The organism is Aerococcus sp. L_32 (assembly GCF_050689315.1).
The window spans coordinates 1-17,873 of sequence record NZ_JBOEQF010000031.1; the positions used below are offsets into that span (position 1 = coordinate 1).

Genomic DNA, 17,873 nt, shown 5'->3' on the forward strand with positions numbered 1-17,873 from the left:
CCATGCATCCGGCCTGCAAGCAAGGGATATAGGCCATTCCATAGGCCTTTCTAGCTGTTTTCTAATTTAAGCCAGATAGGATATTTTCGATATCGTTTTTGATTTGTCCTTCAACTTCCGCAATATCAGAAGCTTTATATTGGCACTCAATCGCAACGGGGATGGCTGGGTCTATCTCTTTCAATATGGCAACAATATCCACGTCCCCTACCGATAAGCCTGCTAAACTAGTGTTGGTCGCTTGTTCCACTTGTTTTAGGTGGACATAATGTACCAATGGTAAGACATTTTTCACCGCTAATACTGGATCTTCATCGAAGTATAAGAAATTACCCACATCGAAGCACATGCCCACTTTATCGTTACCATTGTCTTGTAAAAAGGCTTTAAAATAGTCGCTAGCGCCTGTTGCTTGCGTGATGTCATTTTCCAAGGTTAGGGAAATGCTGAATCGGTCAATTAGTTTATTGACCAACGTCATATCTGCAACCACTGTTTCTGGGTTATAGGCACCTAAATTGACCTTCAATTGTACAGCACCAACCGCTTGGGCTAATTCAAAGTAGTCTTCTAATTCAGGATTTAATAGCCCATCTTCAAATAAAGGTGCTGGCACAGAAAGGAAAACAGTTAAGCCCGCTTCTTTGTTTGCAGCTTTTAAGTCCGCCAATTCTTGTTCTGAACCGTCAAAGTACTCACTTCTCAATTCAATATAGTCAAAACCCAACCCTTTAACAGAATCAATCATATCTAATTGACCAAAATTTTCTTGCGCCATCAAGTCACCATAAGCAATTGCATTTAAAACCCAGTTCATTCTTGATACATCCTTTCTGATTTAAAAATTCGGATAAGCTAAAAGGGGCTGTCTCACAGCCCCTTTTGCATGCTAAGAAAGTCGTGATATCAGGTTCCCATAGTCAGAATTGTCCGACACTTCACAAAATACGCTAAACACTTGCAGTGTCTATTCGGCATTTGTTCCAGTTTATGGGCGAGTTAGTGCTTTAGCATTTACTCACCTAAATGCGTTAGAGACGGTTAACTCTAAGCGACTATTGTTACACCTATCTTTTAGCTACTGGTTTGTCCAGTATTTCTTTTAATAATATACCACGTTTTAGGTTATCTTGATTAGATAAAGCTAATATTTCGCGTTGATTTCGTGATTTTTTCTTGCTTTCAGTCGTCACACGTAAATCTTTACCTGGATCTTCCATTTTCTTAAACAATTGGCCTACTTCTCTATCAAAACGGTCCGCTTCACGGTCATACATTTCATCCATTTGCTGCAATTCTTTCCCTAACTCAAGGACATTGGCAGCCATTTCTTGGTCAAAATAATCACCATTCGACATTGCATTTTCAGGTACAGAACCTTCATTAGAGCGACTACCTTCTGCAGAATAGCCACGACCGTCAGCATATACATCTGACTCATCCCAACCCGTTCCTTCACCAACAAGCGCGGTACTTTGACCGCCCTCAGCTTGGTTTAAGGTTGCATGTTGGTTTTGACGGTTCTGTGCCCGCATAGCCTGATTTTGTTTAGCATACTGCTGACCACGATTTTGTTGATTTGCATTTCTTCTTTGATCTTGTTGCTTTGTAACTTGAATTTTTTCAGCCTTCGCTTCTTCAAAAGACTTTTGCGCATCCGCATCTACTTCATCTAAATACTCTTGAGCTTTAGCTAGATAATCCGCCAAGGTTTTGGGCTTCTTATCTTCTTGGTGTCTACCGCGACTGGTACTTTGACGATTTAAAGTTTGTCGAGTCTGTCGAGCTTGGGTTTGGCGCGTGTTTCTTTGTCGATTCACGCCGTTTTCACTCATCCGCGAAGGTTGATTAGAAGCATCAAATCGTTTCGCTTTCGCCTTCTCTTCTGCTTCCAGCTTCTTCTGATGATCCTTGTAAAAGCTGTGCGCTAGCGCAAAGGCGAAGATCAGAATTCCAATCAGTTCCATTATTGATCACCTGAATTGTATTCAGAATCTCCTTCAGAAAGACTTTCGCGCATCTTCGTATCCGCTTGAATATTTTGCATATTGTAGTAGTCCATTACCCCAATTTTACCGTTTCTAAAGGCCTCAGCTAAGGCTTCTGGTACTTGAGACTGTGCTTCCACAACTTTCGCGCGCATTTCTTGTGTTTTCGCAATATTTTCTTGTTCTTGGGCAACGGCCATCGCACGACGCTCTTCAGCCTTGGCTTGGGCAATTCGTTTATCCGCTTCGGCTTGCTCTGCTTGTAGTTTAGCCCCGATATTACGACCTACATCTACATCCGCAATATCAATGGATAAGATTTCAAATGCTGTTCCAGAATCTAGCCCTTTTCGCAAAATAGTTTGTGAAATCGCATCTGGGTTTTCCAAAACATCTGAGTGTGTCACTGCTGAACCAACAGTTGTGACAATACCTTCACCTACACGGGCGATGATAGTAGATTCACCAGCACCCCCAACTAAACGTTCAATATTAGCGCGTACAGTTACTTTCGCTTTAGCACGTACTTCTATCCCATTCATCGCAACTGCAGAAATAATGGGTGTTTCAATCACTTTAGGATTAACAGACACTTGAACAGCCTCAAATACGTCACGGCCCGCTAAGTCAATGGCTGCAGCTTGTTCAAACTCTAGGTCAATATTGGCGCGTTGGGCTGCGATTAAGGCATCCACGACCATATTGATATCCCCACCCGCTAAATAGTGGGCCTCTAAATCATTTAGATCAATGGTTAATCCGGCTTTCGTCGCCTTAATCAAAGGTTTAATAATGTTATTTGGATTTACCCGACGTAGACGCATACCGACTAAATCGCCAATCCCCACCTTAACACCAGAGAAATAAGCTGTTACCCAAAGGCCAACTGGCACAAAGGTAAAGAATAAAATTAAAACGACTAGAATAAGAATGGCTAAAACCAAAATTCCCCAAATACTTGTGTCATTTCCATACGAACTACTCATGGTTCACTCTCCTAACTAATAATTGATTGTTCCGAATCCTCACAACAACCACCTGCTCATCACTACCAATCACTTCATTGTCACTCATCACTTCTAAGATATTTCCGTCCGAGAAAGTTGCCTTCCCAGTCGGTCTCAGTGGCGTAAGCGTTATAGCCTCTTGCGAAACATAATCCGCAACAGACACACTCTGCGATTGATAACCTCGCTCCCGATTCAAAGATGTATTCAGTACGATTTGATCGTTAAAAGGAATCCGGTAACCAAACTTTACTAAAACATAAAAGGCCACGATACCCACAACAACACCAATCGTTAAATCTACCACCGCGTCGCCGATATCAGCAGTCTGTCCCATCAATCCCCAGGCACCGATCAACAAACCTACGACACCCAATATCCCGTAAGTAGGTAAAAATACTTCGGAAATAATCAAGACTGTCCCTAAAGCAAAAAGCATCAGTGACAACCAAGACCCATTGTCATACAAACCAAAATACAATAAGAAAGATCCCGCACCCACAATGCCTCCAAGCATATAATGACGCGTCATCATTCCAGCGATAATGGCTAGGATACCAATGGAAAATAATACTGTCTCCATTTCTCCACCTCCATCCATCTTCTATACTGTATATTTTACCATATTGAAAGACCGCTTTCATAATGATAGCTTATTTTCAGTAGCTTTATCCCTTATGTTCATATATGAAAAAAGACCCCCACAGTCCTACTTTACTAACAACTGTGAGGGTATGATTATTGACTTTTTTTACCTTTAAGTAACCGATCAATATGGATAATCAAATACATCAATTCTTCATCTGAAATCGCTACCTCTTGAAAAGTTAAAATATGCATTTTAATTTTATTCGCTACATCAACAGCTTCTCCGTATTGATCATAAATATGGTTGAATAATACATCATCTTTTCCAAACAACATTCGGTTTGTCAAAATACGTTCGACAAAATATTTAACATGTGTAATAAAACGTTGGAAATGTAATGGATTATCCGCTTCGTCTAAGCCAACCGAATATTTTACAATATTGACAATATTATTAATCATCTTTGCAGATTTGACTGTGTCTAATTGCGCTTCATGCTCTTGTCGAGCATTAATAATATGGAAAGCAATATTCGCCGCTTCTTCTTCTGGCAAATTTAAATCAAATACATCACCTACGCGTTCAACCATAAATTGGCCAACTTGAAACTCTTGTGGATAATACAATTTGATTTCCCAAAGCACACGGTTATTCAACCGTACATCCTTTTGAAACCGTTCAATAGCAAATTGTAGATGGTCCGCTAAGGTAAAATAAACGCCATTACTCAATTTTACCTGTAATAGCTTTTCAGCATAGTCAATTGTTTCTTGTGTGACTTCAAAATAGATTGACTCAATTGACTCCGCATATTGGATATAAGTAGAAATATTTTCATCATCAACTGAATAAAACATTTTATCGATTGCAGAAGTCAATACTTCCTCACCTGGACGTTTACCAAAGCCAATCCCCTTACCGAGTGCCACCATCTCTTGACCGTTATAATTAACGAGTACAACACTCGAATTTAGCACTTTAATTATTTCAATCATATGCGGCCCCCAATATTTCTTTAGTCAATTGAATTCGATTGAATAACGCCTTGATACCAGTAGAATGAATCTTTTTTAATTCGATCTAAGCTACCATTTCCCTCATCATCTTGATCAATATATATAAATCCATAACGTTTTGACATTTGTGAAGTCCCAGCACTTACCAAATCTATAGGACCCCATGAGGTATAACCAAATAATTCGACGCCTTCTTCAATCGCTTCCCACATTTGTTCAAAGTGTTCTTTAAAATATTTTACTCTATAGGGGTCATGAATTTTACCATCTTCAACGATATCTTTAGCTCCCATACCATTTTCAACAATGATTAATGGTTTTTTATACCGATCATATAACTCTATTAAAGATATTTTAAGCCCTTTTGGATCAATTTGCCAACCCCAATCTGTAGCTGGTAAATATGGATTTTTCACACCAATAACAGTATTTCCTGGTGTTCTATCGGCATTTGGATCGGTAGATTCTGTCATTGACATATAATAACTAAATGACACAAAGTCAACAGTATTTTCTTTTAGTATCGCCTTATCATCCGCCGCCATTTGAATGTGGATATCTTCTTTTTCTAGCTGTTTTAAAATTAATTTCGGATATTCACCAAATACTTGCACATCTGAATAGAAATAATTTTCTAGATTTTTCTTTAAAGTCGCTTCCACATCTTCTGGTTTTGGTGTTAGTGGGTAGGTGGTTAATTTCGTAATCATACAACCTACTTGGCTACCCGCAATAATTTCATGACAACTTTTTGTCACCATAGCTGATGCTACAAATTGATGGTGTAAAGCTTGATAAATGTCTTGTTTTTCTTCACCAGCTACTGATTTATCTGCTACAATACCCGCTGTTGTAAAAGGATGTCTATGAATACTATCAATTTCATTGAATGTTAGCCAGTATTTTACATAGTCTTTATAGCGGTGGAAACATACTTCTGAAAACTTCACAAAACTATCTACAACTGACCGGTCTACCCAGCCATTATATTTTACACTTAAGGCTAGTGGCATCTCATAGTGTGACAAAGTAACAATCGGTTCTAAGTTTAATCGTTTCATCTCTTTGAAAACATTTTCGTAGAATTGCAACCCTTCTTCATTAGGTTCAGCTTCTTCACCGGTTGGGAAAATTCTAGACCAAGCAATGGATAAACGCAAAGTTTTAAAGCCCATTTCAGCGAATAATGCGAGGTCTTCTTTATAACGATGATAGAAGTCAATACCACGTCGTTTTGGATAATCAGCGTCACTCTCATCTTGACTAGCTGCTTCAATAAACTCACTTGTTATCGCCATATGTTTTGAAAATTCTTTTACATCGACATTACGCTTAAAAGTGGCCATATCTGCTACTGATAATCCTTTACCCCCCTGATTCCAACCACCTTCAACTTGATTGGCGGCAATGGCGCCACCCCACATAAACCCATCTGGAAATTGTTTACTCATATTATTAACGCTCCTTTTCTATACTCAAGACGACATCTTCTGCTGTAACAGCTGTATTCAAACCGATTTCTTGGAATTGATAATTATCTGCATTCTGTACCACCATCATTACAACGGTATCATATCCTTTTTCTTCTAATGCTGCCAATTCAAACTGGATTAAAGGTTGTCCAACTGAGACTTGTTCTCCCTCGCGAACAAGAGCTTCAAAATGTTCACCTTTTAATTGGACGGTTTCTAAACCAATATGAAACAGTAATTCAATACCTGTTTCTGTTTCAAAGCCTAGTGCATGTTGCGTTTTAAAAACCATTTTGACTTTTCCATCTGCTGGTGCATATAGGACACCTTTAGTTGGTTTTATAGCGATACCTTTACCCATTAATCCAGTAGAAAATACATCATCCTTGACTTGATTAAGGGCGATTAATTCACCTTCAACTGGACTAACTAAATCCACCTCATCTTCAGTTATTGTGGCTTTATTTGCAGATTGTGTACTATTTTTCTGATCAACATTTTCTTCAAGGGATTTTTCTTTATATAAGAATAGTCCGGCAACAAAAGCGACAACAAATGAGATAGCTAAACAAGCAAAAGCCCAAAGAAGATTGCTTGCATTTTCAGGATCAGCGAACATTGTGATGCTTGCAAGGCCTGGTCCAACCAAAGCAAAAGCTCTAACACCCATAAAACCTACAAATAATCCACCTACTAAACTACCAATCACAACACTCGTTAACACACTGGCATTTTGTATTGTAACCCCATATAAAGCTGGTTCTGTGATACCAAATAAGGCAGATATACCTGCTGAAATAGCTGTAGATCGTTTTTTAGTATCTTTTGTTCTAATAGCTACAGCAAAACATGCGCCTGATTCAGAAATATTATGTGCTAGTGAAGCTGGTAGATATAATAATTCTGTACCCATTGCTGTCATTGTTGATACAGCATAAGGTAGCATCGCTTTATGCATACCTGTAGATACCATAAATGGTAAAATGGCCGCTAAAATACCTGTTGCTACCCAGCCTAAGTTTTCATATAAGAACATAATAATGGCTGAGATAATTTCCCCTACTTGATAACCAAGTGGTCCTAAAAATAATAGTGCAATAGGTACTGTAATAACCATAGACATCATTGGTACAAAGAATATTCTAATCGCTTTTGGCGAGTACTTGGTGAATGTTTTTTCCATTAATGCATATAAGAGTACTGTCAAGATAGCTGGAAATACTTGGTAGGTATAAGCAATATTTTGTACATCTAGTGTAAATAAGGTCGTACCATCTGCTATCATCGTTGTGACGCCTGGTAAAATTAAAGCCCCTACTGCTGAGACCGCTACTATTGGGTTCACATTCAATTTTTTAGCAGTTGTCATTGCTACTAGTAAGGGTAGGAAGTAAAGTGGCGCATCTCCAATAAAATTTAATAATTGGTATGTTGTGCCTTCTGCGTTTATCCAGCCAAACATCGAAATAAGTAATAACAGTGATTTCAGTACCCCACCACCGGCAATTGCTGGTACTAACGGTTGGAAGACACCTACTAAGAAATCTAAGAATATTGCCCCCATATTCTTTTTAGTTTTTACTTGACCAGTCGAAGCTTGATTTTCTGATTCTTGCCCGTCTAATTTTCCAACTAATTTCACTACTTCAGCATAAACTTCATTTACCTCATTACCTATGATGACCTGAGTCTGTACATTTTGCCGTACACCGACTACACCATCAATTGCTTCTAACTCTGCTACATTGGCCTTACTATCATCAAATAAGGTGAAACGTAACCTAGTCGAGCAATGCTCCATATATCGTATATTTTCTTTGCCACCTATACCATTTACAATTTCACTTGCAGTATATTTATAATCCATCTTTATCACCCTTTCTGGACACAGACTTATGCAAGAAAAAAGGACCTAAACAATAAACCTCTAGCCAGTTAGAGATTTTTTGTTTAGGTCCTGCCTGCATTACCAGTCACATGCCTCTTTTTATGTTAACGCTATCATAACATATCCATATCATTTTGCAAATACAATTTTCATCTTATTTTAATTTTTAATTTCAAATAATTTATCATAAGTAGAAAAATTCTCCGCAAATTAGTCTTACTACCCGTTTGCGGAGAATTGATCTATTACTTATTTTTTATATAGATTTAATTTTGGACTAAGGGTGTCACATCAAACTTGATTTCATGATCTTCGTCAATTGAGATATTAACAGCTTGTTGTTTACTAATAGTACCTGCAATAATCGCACGTGCTACTGGCGTTTCCACTTGGTTAGTGATGAAACGACGCAATGGTCGTGCACCAAATTGTGGATCATAAGCAGTATCACCAATCCAGCTAACTAATTCGTCACTAAATGTTACAGCAATTTCTTGGCTAGCTAAGCGGTCGCTTAATTGTGCTAACATCTTGCGTACGATACCGTCCATATCATTGTGTGATAATGGTCTGAATAAAATAGTGTCATCGATACGGTTTAAGAATTCAGGTCTAAAGTGCATTTTTAAAGCACTTTGAACAGCTTCTCTTGCTTCATCATCGATTTCGCCATTCTCATCAGTACCGTCTAACAAGGCATCTGATCCTAAGTTACTTGTCATAATGATGATGGTATTTTTAAAGTCTACAATTCGACCTTGTGAGTCAGTTAGACGACCGTCATCTAAGATTTGTAATAGAATATTGAATACATCTGGATGGGCTTTTTCAACTTCATCTAATAAGACCACTGTATATGGATTACGACGGACGGCTTCAGTTAATTGACCGCCTTCTTCGTAACCAACGTAACCAGGTGCTGCCCCGATTAAACGGGTCACATTGATTTTATCCATGTACTCACTCATATCAAGACGGACCATGTTATTTTCTGAATCAAACATGGCTTCAGCTAAGGCTTTAGCCAACTCAGTTTTACCAACACCAGTCGGTCCTAAGAATAAGAATGAACCTAACGGACGGTTTGGATCTTGAACACCGGCACGTGAACGTAATACCGCATTTGTCACGCTATCAACTGCTTCATCTTGACCTACTACACGTGTATGTAAGGTGTCATCTAAGTGAAGCAATTTTTCACGTTCCCCTTCGACTAATTTAGTCACGGGGATCCCAGTGACTCTTGAAACGACTGCTGCGATAGAGTCTTCAGTTACAGATTCTTCTACCAAACGGTCAGCGCTCTTGTCTGCATGCTCGTGGTAGGCTTTTTCCATATCTGCCAATTCTTGTTCCAAAGTTGGAATAGTCGCATGTTGTAATTTGGCTGCTTCTTCTAGATTGTATTCATTTTCCGCTTGTTCCAAGGCATGTTTGGCATTGTCAATTTCTTGACGTTTAGCGTTGATATCAGACATACCGCCTTTTTCAACTTGCCATTGCATGGTTAATTGGTTAGTTTTTTCACGGACATCAGCTAATTCTTCTTGAAGGTCAGCTAACCGGCGTTTACTTGCTTCATCTTTTTCTTCTTGTAAGGCTTTTTCTTCAATTTCTAGTTGAATTAAACGACGACGTTCTTGGTCTAATTCTGTTGGTAATGAATTCATTTGCACGCGGATTTCAGCACTAGCTTCATCCACCAAATCAAGCGCCTTATCCGGTAAGTACCGGTCAGTGATGTAACGGTCTGACAATTCAGCTGCCGCTACTAAAGCTTGGTCATGTATCGTTACTTCATGGTGCAATTCATACCGTTCTTTCAAACCACGTAAGATTGAAATAGTATCTTCAACACTTGGTTCTTTCACTAAAACACGTTGGAAACGACGTTCCAAAGCCTTGTCTTTTTCCATGTATTGACGGTATTCGTCTAAGGTTGTGGCACCAATGCAGTGCAATTCGCCACGAGCCAACATCGGTTTAAGTAAGTTCCCAGCGTCCATTGACCCTTCAGTCTTACCAGCACCTACAATGTTGTGGATTTCATCGATAAATAAGATAATCCGTCCGTCTGCCTTTTTCACTTCATTTAAGACTGCTTTCAACCGTTCTTCAAATTCACCCCGGTATTTAGCGCCTGAAATCAAGGCACCCATATCTAATGAGAAGACTGTTTTGTCTTTTAAATTGTCAGGGACATCTTTTTTCACAATACGTTGGGCTAAACCTTCAACGATAGCGGTTTTACCTACACCAGGTTCACCAATTAGGACCGGATTATTTTTAGATTTCCGAGACAAGATACGAACTACATCACGAATTTCTTCATCACGTCCGATGATAGGATCCATTTTACCTGCTTTAACTTGTTCGACTAAATCGACACCATATTTCTCTAAAGCTTCGTAATTTTCTTCTGCTTGTTTACTTGTCACATGATCACCCTGTCTCAAATTATCAATTTTTTCTTCTACCGCTTTTGCAGTAATTTGATGTTTTTTAAACCATTTTGCAAGGTCAGTATAAGATACATCATTGATGGCTGCTAATACCATTTCGGTGGATAAAAATTCATCACCTTGTTTTTCCGCGCGTACTTGAGCTTTTTGAATTAATTCTCCCAAGCCACGTGATATTCCTTGACCATATTGTACGTTCGTACCTTGGACCACTGGAATTGCATCTAATTCACGGTTTAATTCTTCAGTTAATGCTGCCATCGGCACATTTAAATCTTCATAAAAGTCATAAGCAAAGTTTCCAGGTTGCACCAACGCTGTAAACATATGGGGAATCCCAATTTCTTGATGTTTACGAGTCATAGCAATTTGTTGGGCATTTGCGACGGCTTCTTGTAAGGTTGTAGTCATTTCCATGTTTGCCATTTCACATCACTCCTTTTACTTTATGCTTATAGTATATCACTTTGGTCAGGATAGGTCAAACATTTATCAGTAAATTTTTTGACCTTTTTTAACCATCAAAATCCTTGATATATCAATATTATACCGAGACTTGACTACAAACATCAAACTAAAGGTCAATATGTGACCACTTACTTTCTTTGACCAATTCAATATGGCGCACATCATCCCACAAAATCTTGCGACTACCGATTAAAAAATAGAAATAATTACTCTCCCCATTAAACCAGCCAAAGATATGGTCAAGGTAGCGACCTAAATAATCTTTCAAAGACAATTGAATAGAAACAGGATAGTGGTTTAACCAAGCTTCTTGCAAGACTCGGTCAACCTCTTCCCTCGTCATCTCTGGCAGTGGGATAGATACCTTAGCTGCATCCTTATGGTTGGATTGAATGCCTTTGACCAATTCATCCATGGCATAAGCAGTAGCCCACTTCATGCCAAAGGTCCGGTCCTCGTATTCGTTATAAGGCGTGAAGTGTTTACGGGTCCTTGGGTGTCGCTGCTTTTTTAACCATGACAATTGGGCCCGTCTTGTAGCGTTTGGGAGTTCCCAAGGTTCAAGCCGCTTAGCCATTCTCCTCACCTTCGATACCCGCCATACCACCAGCGTGTCCGCCGACTAAACTAGAGCGTTCAATTGCCCGACCGCCAGCTTTAAGAGACGAGGCATAGACCAGACTCTTAAAACCGTATTTCTTACGGATGGTATCCACAATCACATCTGTTTTCAAGTCGGCTACTTGATTGTTTTCACTTTCAAATAGATTTAATTGGACTGCTTGATTGTAAACAAGGTTGCCACTGTGTAAAGAAATATGCCGGATGACTTGGTTTTCATAAAGTAAGGACAGCAGGTATAAGGCCACTTCAGCAATCACCTTACTTTGATTGGTCGGTGTCACCTTGATTTGCTTATGAATACCCCTTTTACCACTTGCATCAAAGTAGCCCATGGAATAGCCTAAGCCAAGACCAACAACTTGGGTTTGCGCGCCAGCTCGTCTTAAACGAGTCCCAATTTGGTCAGCCATTTCCTTGACGACGACAGCAATTTCAGCCTTATCGGTGTAGTCTTTTGGTAGCACTTGACTGTTGCCGATAGACTTGTCTTTGGTGGTATAAGGGGTACCGAGAAAAGACCGGTCCACGCCCCACGAATGGGCATAAAGTTGGGCACCCATGACCCCTAATTTATCTTTTAATACGTGATAAGAAGAATGGGCGAGGTCATAGACATTATTAATACCCATCCCCTTTAGTCGGCGGGCCATTCGGTGGCCAATACCGCAGACTTCTGTTAAATCAGCAATCTGCCATAGGGTATCCGGCACATCCTCATACCGCCATTCAGCAATCATATCGCCCTCCTTTTTCGCGCCAATGTCTAGGGCCACTTTGGCTAGAAATGGGTTATCGCCAATGCCAATCGTGGTATAAATGCCGGTTTGGTCATAGACATCCTTTTGTATTTTCTGAGCCATTTCGTATGCATTATTCACCTTAAATAGGCGAAATGAATCCGTCACATCTAAGAAACTCTCATCTATTGAAAATACGTGATGGTTGGCTTCGTCCACGTAGCTTTTATAGATCCGATTAATCTCTTGGTTCTTTTCCATATAAAAACGCATGCGCGGTTGAGCGATCACCAAATCTTCTGGATAGGGATAAGGTAAATCACGGGCCCGGGTCACGTTGGAAATATTAAAGGCTTTCTTAGCGGCGGGTGAGCTAGCCAAAATAAGACCCGAACCCTTACTCTGACCGCCAGCCTCATCATAGTAGGACATGACAACTAATTTGGTCGTTAATGGGTCTAAATCACGCGCTACTGCCTCCACCGAAGCATAAAATGACTTACAATCGATACACAAAATATCGCGACTGGGTTCCTTTGAATAATCAAACGTTACATTATTTGCAAACATCCTCAGTCCTCCTTAGTTTAGATATTTAATCTTTTATTCCAAAAATCGAACGTGTGTTCTAAATAATAATAGAACGTATGTTCGCAAAAAACAAGTAGTTTCAAAGTTTTTTTCTATAAATTAAAAAGACCACGAACTATATTCGCAGCCTTTTTCACTCAACTATTTAAATAATATGCTATTTTTCATCATTTTTTCGTTCAACTACTAAATCAATCGCCATCACTACACCTAAAATAATCGGCACCACATCAGCTGGCACATGGTCTTCAATATCAATCACAAAAGTGTCGCGAATTGAAATCAACTTACGGTCGATACGGGCAATTCGGTCGCCATTTTCATCCGTAATACGGAAATCAAAATCAAGGATATTCCCCTTAACATCCCAATCTAAGGACGTTACTTTGTAGTTATCTCTAAATAAGGAAACCTTCTTGCGGATTTCAGCTACCTTGTTATTATTTTTATCGTATACATCTACCGTTGGCATTAAATCAATAATTTGCTCTTTAACTTGTGCCACTTCTTTATCCTGAGCTAGGTCAATAATGCGAAATTGTTGGCCAATTGATAGCCATTTATTCTTGATTCTATAAACAGGATCACCATCTTCATTCTTCAAATTAAAGTCACGTTTCAACGATAGTAATTGGTTTTTCATATATAATTTCACTATCTTATCACCCTTTCTACTGTTAACTCATCGATCACTATACCCTTATACTAAGATAAATTCACATGATATCACTCATACTTCAGACCGAAATCAATTAATTTTAATGTATAATAGATAAAAGTATCATCATAAGTAAAGGAGTCATCATGTATTTAACTATTTTCGCTATCTTGCTCGTTGTCGCCGGTTTCGTTAATGGGTATATCTTCTTATTTAAATACCCCAAAGAATTTCAATCGACAAAAATCGTCCATGGTTTCTTGACGCTATTCTTACTTCTTATCGGCTTATATTTATTGCTTCAATTGTCAAATTAAGTGCAACAGCAGCTTTACTTTTCCATAATCTCGTATTATAATCCGTTAGATAATACTGACTTTTTTGTCAGTATATACAAAACATCAATAGAAAGAGATGGTACTATATGACCATTCATTATAAAGAAAAAACTTTTTTCACTAGCAAGGATTTGGCTTTATCCGTTATAGGTGGACGGTGGAAAATAGCGATTATCTGGTGCTTGCTACAACAGTCTCCATTAAGGCTAAGTGAAATACAAAGATACCTTCCCGATGTCAATCAGCGTATGTTAATCAGACAATTAAGGGAATTAGAAGATGATCAAATCATTACTAGGGTTGTCTACCCGGTTGTACCTCCTAAAGTAGAGTATCAACTAAGTGAAATTGGTTTACACTTAGAACCCGTTGTAACTTCTATTTGTGATTGGGGAGATAGTTTTAGAGATTTTTTGAAAGAAAATCCTTCAGAAACTTCAGTTGAAGAACAGTAAAAATATGAAAGTTGATTGCTATAGAAGTAAAAAATAAGAGAACAGGCATCTTAGCAACCTGTTCTCTTATTTTGTGTTTCCAATATTATACGTTTATATTCATTTAAAATTTTGTTACACGTTAATGTAGCATAAGCCATAACACATGGCTAGCGACTCTTCATTAGTAACTGAATTGCTTGTTGAATACGCTCTTCACCTGTGCTGCCATCTTTAATATTTTCTTGCACACATTCTACTAAATTTTCGGCAACAATTAAACTAATCGTACGATCAATACTAGAGCGAACCGCTGATAATTGAGTCACAATATCCACGCAATCTTTTCCTTCTTCCATCATATTCAAAACGCCATGCAATTGACCGTCAGAACGTTTCAAACGATTCACAATTTTTTTATCGTACTCCACTAAACAATTTCTCCTCTCCAAGCAGAAATTCCGCCCATTACATTTATCACGTTGTATCCTTCTTGTGCTAATTGTTGACAAGCCTTTGCAGAACGTGCTCCAGAGTGGCACATTACATAATACTCTTGGCTTTTATCCAATTTATTTTTTTCAGCTGAAAGATTACTTAAAGGAACATGGATTGCTCCGTCCAGGTGACCATTTTCCCATTCGTTGATTTCTCTAACGTCTACTAAAGGAAGATTCTCTTTTTCCCATTTTTGTTCGAATTCTGACATTGATATTGAATTATACATTATTTTACCACCTTTTCTGGTTTCACTGTTGAGTAAAGAGCAAATGCGCCATCTAAATTTTTGGCTTGGTAGCCATTTTGTTTCAATATTCTTTCTGCTGCATAGCTACGCAGGCCACTGTGACAGCTGACAATAATCGGTTGATCTTTGGGCAACTCCGCCATGCGGTCTCGCAAACTATCTAAAGGAATATTGACTGCACCTTTTAAGCGGCCGTTAGATTTCAGTTCACCTTCATTTCGAACATCCAACAGTAAATATCCTTCTGCTTGCTTGTCTTCTAATTCATACCACTGAACAGACTCACTAATGCCTTCCATAAGATTTAAAGCTACATAACCAGCCATATTAACAGGATCTTTAGCAGAACCAAATGGAGGGGCATAAGTGAACTCTAATTCCGGCAACTCTTGCACCGTCATTCCGGCTTTAATAGCTGTAGCAATGATATCAATCCGTTTATCTACACCGTCTTCTCCGATGGCTTGAGCGCCATAAATTTTACCTGTGGTCGGATGAAATAATAACTTTAATACAATAGTTTTTGCATTAGGATAATAGCCAGCATGACTTTTTCCTTGAATGTGAATCACTTCGTACGCCTCATCACCTTGTTGCAATTGGCGCTCATTCAAACCGGTCGACGCTGCTGCCATTTTGAACACTCGTACAATCGCTGTCCCTATGCTACCTTTATTTTTGCGCTTTAATCCGCTAATAACATCAGCCACTTGACGGCCTTGACGATTAGCTGGCGAAGCCAATGCAATCATTGTGTCTTCTCCATTGATTTGTTGCTTAACGACAATCGCATCCCCCACAGCGTAAATATCTTTTTGACTAGTTTCATATTGGTCATCAACGACTATCCCACCGCGTAAACCTGTTTGGACGCCCGCTGTTAAAGCTACCGTTGTTTCCGGTTTTACGCCGACAGACATTAAAGTGATATCACTCTCCAAGCGTTCTCCATTTTCCAATACTACGATTTTACCTTTTTCTTCAAATGATTCAGCAGCCAATCCTGTATACAATTTTATACCATTAGCTACTAATTCTTTCCTTATATAAGCTGCCATTTCTTCATCAAAGGGCGGTAGTACATGTGGTGCTTTCTCCACAATAGTAACTGCCATTCCTCGTTGGGCTAAACTTTCTGCCATTTCTAGCCCAATAAATCCAGCGCCTATGACCACTGCTTTTTTAGAGTTGTGTATATTGATAAAGTTGGTAATCGCATCGACATCGGGAACGGAACGTAAGGTAAAAATATTCTCTGCTTCTTCTATTCCCTTTGCTGGTGGAATGAATGGTTTTGCTCCTGGGGATAAGATTAATTTATCATACCCCAACGTGTATGTTTCTTGACTGGTTTGCACGACCACTTCTTTATTGTTGGAATCGATAGATATAGCTTCACTATTTGGGCGCACATCTAAATCGAATCTTGCTTGCAAAGTTTCTGGAGTTTGAACTAACAAATCCGTCCGTTCATCGATTTCTCCAGCGACATAATAAGGCAAACCACAATTAGCAAATGACACATAAGGCCCTTTTTCTAACACGATAACTTCTGCTGTTTCATTCAACCGTCTTAACCTTGTAGCGGCAGACATTCCGCCTGCTACACCACCTATAATGACAATTCTCATTAATTCTTACCCCCTTTTTTTGCTCCTGTCCAGGCCATCATGCCACCACGGACGTTGATAACATCATGCCCTTGTTTCAGTAACATTTTCGTTGCTCGTTTACTACGCATTCCCGATTGACACACTACATAAACTTGACCTTTAGGCGTGTAGTTAGCAACTTTAGACAATGGCAGATTTTTTGCTCCTGGAATATGACCATTTTTAAATTCATGTGGTTCCCTCACGTCAATAATTTGCGGTTTATCGGTTAATTTCTCTTCCAATTCAGTGGTTGAAATCGTAGGTATTTTTTTAAAAAACATATTTTGTCTCCTCAATAGATGATTATTTTATGGTTACTTTTTCCATTAAATACTCTTTCAGTACTTCTTTAGGTTGATAGCCGACTATTTTTTCAACCGGTTGACCATCTTTATATAAAACCATAGTCGGAATGCTCATAATACCCAGTTGACTGGCTGTTACATTATTTTCGTCAATATTCAACTTTGCAATTTTAATTTTAGGTGCAAATTCTGCTGCTAATTCTTCTAATACTGGTCCGAGCATTTTACATGGTCCACACCAAGGCGCCCAAAAATCGACTAATGTAATCCCATCTTGTACTTCGGATGCTAAAGTGGTATCAGTTACTTTTACTGTCATTTGATTATTCCTCTCTATTTTATCTTTGGTTTGTTATTTCTTTTCACTGAAAATGTCCTTGGCACTAGATGATACCCACCTTTAACAAATGAACTTCACCGGATTATACGTCTAGCTTGCATTAGAGACCCTTTTGTTGCCCGGTGTTTTCCATCCCCTTCTAGAGCATAGTGAGAGCAAGTGAGATACTCGCGACAACTTGGCGGAAGCAACGGTGAAATTTCTTTTTTATAATCTTTAATACTTGGTAAAAGGATGCTATTCATTTATATACCCCCATGCGTATACAAATTATACCCGCAGGGGTATAATTTGTAAAGAGTTTTTTCTTAATGGATAATGCACAGTGTTGAAGAAAGGGAGAAAATATGAAACTGAATTGCTCCAGAAGAAAAAAAATAAGAGAACAGGAAGTTTTACAACCTGTTCTCTTATTTTTAAATTTAAAGTTACATGCTATTTTGCAAACTGACTGTTATAAAGATCCGCATAGAAGCCACCCTCAGCCATTAAAGCCTCATGGTTACCTTGTTCAATGATATTACCGTGGTCCATGACTAGAATAATATCTGCA

19 protein-coding genes and 1 pseudogene are annotated in these 17,873 nt (G+C 38.8%); 2 read left to right on the forward strand and 18 right to left on the reverse strand.

Annotation, left to right across the window (positions count from 1 at the left end):
- Nucleotides 1–61: 61 nt before the first annotated feature.
- From ACRCJ0_RS03695 to ACRCJ0_RS03745, 11 genes are all read right to left on the reverse strand, one after another.
- A complete protein-coding gene (locus tag ACRCJ0_RS03695) occupies nucleotides 62–817 on the reverse strand; it encodes a sugar phosphate isomerase/epimerase family protein (protein ID WP_431389526.1) in 756 nt (251 codons plus the stop codon).
- A gap of 250 nt (nucleotides 818–1,067) precedes the next feature.
- Entirely contained in the window at nucleotides 1,068–1,967 is a 900-nt protein-coding gene (locus ACRCJ0_RS03700) for a hypothetical protein (RefSeq protein ID WP_431389527.1), read from the reverse strand.
- Nucleotides 1,967–2,974: a flotillin-like protein FloA gene (gene floA / locus ACRCJ0_RS03705; protein WP_048726991.1), complete on the reverse strand. Its 1,008-nt coding sequence runs from the start codon at nucleotides 2,972–2,974 to the stop codon at nucleotides 1,967–1,969. Before floA ends, ACRCJ0_RS03700 begins: the two co-directional genes overlap by 1 nt.
- Nucleotides 2,967–3,578 carry an NfeD family protein gene (locus ACRCJ0_RS03710; RefSeq protein ID WP_431389528.1) on the reverse strand — a complete coding sequence of 204 codons (612 nt, stop codon included), beginning with the start codon at nucleotides 3,576–3,578 and terminating at the stop codon, nucleotides 2,967–2,969. Before ACRCJ0_RS03710 ends, floA begins: the two co-directional genes overlap by 8 nt.
- Before the next feature lie 155 nt (nucleotides 3,579–3,733).
- Entirely contained in the window at nucleotides 3,734–4,579 is an 846-nt protein-coding gene (locus ACRCJ0_RS03715) for a PRD domain-containing protein (RefSeq protein ID WP_431389529.1), read from the reverse strand.
- Between the two features lie 20 nt (nucleotides 4,580–4,599).
- Nucleotides 4,600–6,051: a glycoside hydrolase family 1 protein gene (locus ACRCJ0_RS03720; protein WP_431389530.1), complete on the reverse strand. Its 1,452-nt coding sequence runs from the start codon at nucleotides 6,049–6,051 to the stop codon at nucleotides 4,600–4,602.
- Nucleotides 6,052–6,055: 4 nt separating this feature from the next.
- Nucleotides 6,056–7,939 (reverse strand): beta-glucoside-specific PTS transporter subunit IIABC, encoded by a 1,884-nt coding sequence (locus tag ACRCJ0_RS03725; protein ID WP_431389531.1) that lies wholly within the window; start codon nucleotides 7,937–7,939, stop codon nucleotides 6,056–6,058.
- 287 nt (nucleotides 7,940–8,226) lie between these two features.
- A complete protein-coding gene (clpB, locus tag ACRCJ0_RS03730; RefSeq protein WP_431389532.1) occupies nucleotides 8,227–10,848 on the reverse strand; it encodes an ATP-dependent chaperone ClpB in 2,622 nt (873 codons plus the stop codon).
- 148 nt (nucleotides 10,849–10,996) lie between these two features.
- Nucleotides 10,997–11,467, reverse strand: coding sequence for a hypothetical protein (locus ACRCJ0_RS03735; RefSeq protein ID WP_431389534.1), 471 nt, complete (start codon nucleotides 11,465–11,467; stop codon nucleotides 10,997–10,999).
- Nucleotides 11,460–12,821, reverse strand: a complete 1,362-nt coding sequence (locus ACRCJ0_RS03740; RefSeq protein WP_431389535.1) for a Y-family DNA polymerase — start codon at nucleotides 12,819–12,821, stop codon at nucleotides 11,460–11,462. The genes ACRCJ0_RS03735 and ACRCJ0_RS03740 overlap by 8 nt, the downstream gene beginning before the upstream one ends.
- Before the next feature lie 178 nt (nucleotides 12,822–12,999).
- The gene (locus tag ACRCJ0_RS03745) at nucleotides 13,000–13,497 is read right to left on the reverse strand and encodes an LURP-one-related/scramblase family protein (protein WP_431389536.1); all 498 of its coding nucleotides are present in this window, start codon (nucleotides 13,495–13,497) and stop codon (nucleotides 13,000–13,002) included.
- A gap of 149 nt (nucleotides 13,498–13,646) precedes the next feature.
- Between ACRCJ0_RS03745 and ACRCJ0_RS03750 the strand changes: the two genes are divergently transcribed.
- Nucleotides 13,647–13,817, forward strand: coding sequence for a hypothetical protein (locus tag ACRCJ0_RS03750; RefSeq protein WP_268402501.1), 171 nt, complete (start codon nucleotides 13,647–13,649; stop codon nucleotides 13,815–13,817).
- Nucleotides 13,818–13,924: 107 nt separating this feature from the next.
- Complete coding sequence (locus ACRCJ0_RS03755) at nucleotides 13,925–14,293, forward strand: winged helix-turn-helix transcriptional regulator (protein WP_268402499.1); 369 nt, start codon at nucleotides 13,925–13,927, stop codon at nucleotides 14,291–14,293.
- Between the two features lie 149 nt (nucleotides 14,294–14,442).
- Here the strand turns inward: ACRCJ0_RS03755 and ACRCJ0_RS03760 are convergent, their stop codons facing one another.
- From ACRCJ0_RS03760 to ACRCJ0_RS03790, 7 genes and pseudogenes are all read right to left on the reverse strand, one after another.
- Complete coding sequence (locus ACRCJ0_RS03760; protein WP_016896863.1) at nucleotides 14,443–14,703, reverse strand: metal-sensitive transcriptional regulator; 261 nt, start codon at nucleotides 14,701–14,703, stop codon at nucleotides 14,443–14,445.
- The gene (locus tag ACRCJ0_RS03765; protein WP_026466286.1) at nucleotides 14,703–14,999 is read right to left on the reverse strand and encodes a rhodanese-like domain-containing protein; all 297 of its coding nucleotides are present in this window, start codon (nucleotides 14,997–14,999) and stop codon (nucleotides 14,703–14,705) included. The genes ACRCJ0_RS03760 and ACRCJ0_RS03765 overlap by 1 nt, the downstream gene beginning before the upstream one ends.
- On the reverse strand, nucleotides 14,999–16,651 hold the full coding sequence (locus ACRCJ0_RS03770; protein ID WP_431389537.1) for an FAD-dependent oxidoreductase: 1,653 nt from the start codon (nucleotides 16,649–16,651) through the stop codon (nucleotides 14,999–15,001). The genes ACRCJ0_RS03765 and ACRCJ0_RS03770 overlap by 1 nt, the downstream gene beginning before the upstream one ends.
- On the reverse strand, nucleotides 16,651–16,956 hold the full coding sequence (locus ACRCJ0_RS03775; RefSeq protein WP_431389538.1) for a rhodanese-like domain-containing protein: 306 nt from the start codon (nucleotides 16,954–16,956) through the stop codon (nucleotides 16,651–16,653). Before ACRCJ0_RS03775 ends, ACRCJ0_RS03770 begins: the two co-directional genes overlap by 1 nt.
- Before the next feature lie 22 nt (nucleotides 16,957–16,978).
- Nucleotides 16,979–17,299 (reverse strand): thioredoxin, encoded by a 321-nt coding sequence (trxA, locus tag ACRCJ0_RS03780; RefSeq protein ID WP_271735428.1) that lies wholly within the window; start codon nucleotides 17,297–17,299, stop codon nucleotides 16,979–16,981.
- 95 nt (nucleotides 17,300–17,394) lie between these two features.
- Nucleotides 17,395–17,565 carry a membrane protein insertion efficiency factor YidD gene (yidD, locus tag ACRCJ0_RS03785; protein WP_431389539.1) on the reverse strand — a complete coding sequence of 57 codons (171 nt, stop codon included), beginning with the start codon at nucleotides 17,563–17,565 and terminating at the stop codon, nucleotides 17,395–17,397.
- A gap of 190 nt (nucleotides 17,566–17,755) precedes the next feature.
- Nucleotides 17,756–17,873 (reverse strand): annotated as a pseudogene (locus tag ACRCJ0_RS03790) (ABC transporter ATP-binding protein); the annotation flags it as partial.

Bases quoted from the DNA above. Each gene is read 5' to 3' on its own strand.
- floA (WP_048726991.1), bottom strand. From the start codon at position 2,974: ATGAGTAGTTCGTATGGAAATGACACAAGTATTTGGGGAATTTTGGTT.
- ACRCJ0_RS03695 (WP_431389526.1), bottom strand. From the start codon at position 817: ATGAACTGGGTTTTAAATGCAATTGCTTATGGTGACTTGATGGCGCAA.
- ACRCJ0_RS03725 (WP_431389531.1), bottom strand. From the start codon at position 7,939: ATGGATTATAAATATACTGCAAGTGAAATTGTAAATGGTATAGGTGGC.
- ACRCJ0_RS03700 (WP_431389527.1), bottom strand. From the start codon at position 1,967: ATGGAACTGATTGGAATTCTGATCTTCGCCTTTGCGCTAGCGCACAGC.
- ACRCJ0_RS03765 (WP_026466286.1), bottom strand. From the start codon at position 14,999: ATGTATAATTCAATATCAATGTCAGAATTCGAACAAAAATGGGAAAAA.
- ACRCJ0_RS03770 (WP_431389537.1), bottom strand. From the start codon at position 16,651: ATGAGAATTGTCATTATAGGTGGTGTAGCAGGCGGAATGTCTGCCGCT.
- yidD (WP_431389539.1), bottom strand. From the start codon at position 17,565: ATGAATAGCATCCTTTTACCAAGTATTAAAGATTATAAAAAAGAAATT.
- ACRCJ0_RS03740 (WP_431389535.1), bottom strand. From the start codon at position 12,821: ATGTTTGCAAATAATGTAACGTTTGATTATTCAAAGGAACCCAGTCGC.
- ACRCJ0_RS03710 (WP_431389528.1), bottom strand. From the start codon at position 3,578: ATGGAGACAGTATTATTTTCCATTGGTATCCTAGCCATTATCGCTGGA.
- ACRCJ0_RS03720 (WP_431389530.1), bottom strand. From the start codon at position 6,051: ATGAGTAAACAATTTCCAGATGGGTTTATGTGGGGTGGCGCCATTGCC.
- ACRCJ0_RS03755 (WP_268402499.1), top strand. From the start codon at position 13,925: ATGACCATTCATTATAAAGAAAAAACTTTTTTCACTAGCAAGGATTTG.
- ACRCJ0_RS03715 (WP_431389529.1), bottom strand. From the start codon at position 4,579: ATGATTGAAATAATTAAAGTGCTAAATTCGAGTGTTGTACTCGTTAAT.
- clpB (WP_431389532.1), bottom strand. From the start codon at position 10,848: ATGGCAAACATGGAAATGACTACAACCTTACAAGAAGCCGTCGCAAAT.
- ACRCJ0_RS03775 (WP_431389538.1), bottom strand. From the start codon at position 16,956: ATGTTTTTTAAAAAAATACCTACGATTTCAACCACTGAATTGGAAGAG.
- ACRCJ0_RS03735 (WP_431389534.1), bottom strand. From the start codon at position 11,467: ATGGCTAAGCGGCTTGAACCTTGGGAACTCCCAAACGCTACAAGACGG.
- ACRCJ0_RS03750 (WP_268402501.1), top strand. From the start codon at position 13,647: ATGTATTTAACTATTTTCGCTATCTTGCTCGTTGTCGCCGGTTTCGTT.
- trxA (WP_271735428.1), bottom strand. From the start codon at position 17,299: ATGACAGTAAAAGTAACTGATACCACTTTAGCATCCGAAGTACAAGAT.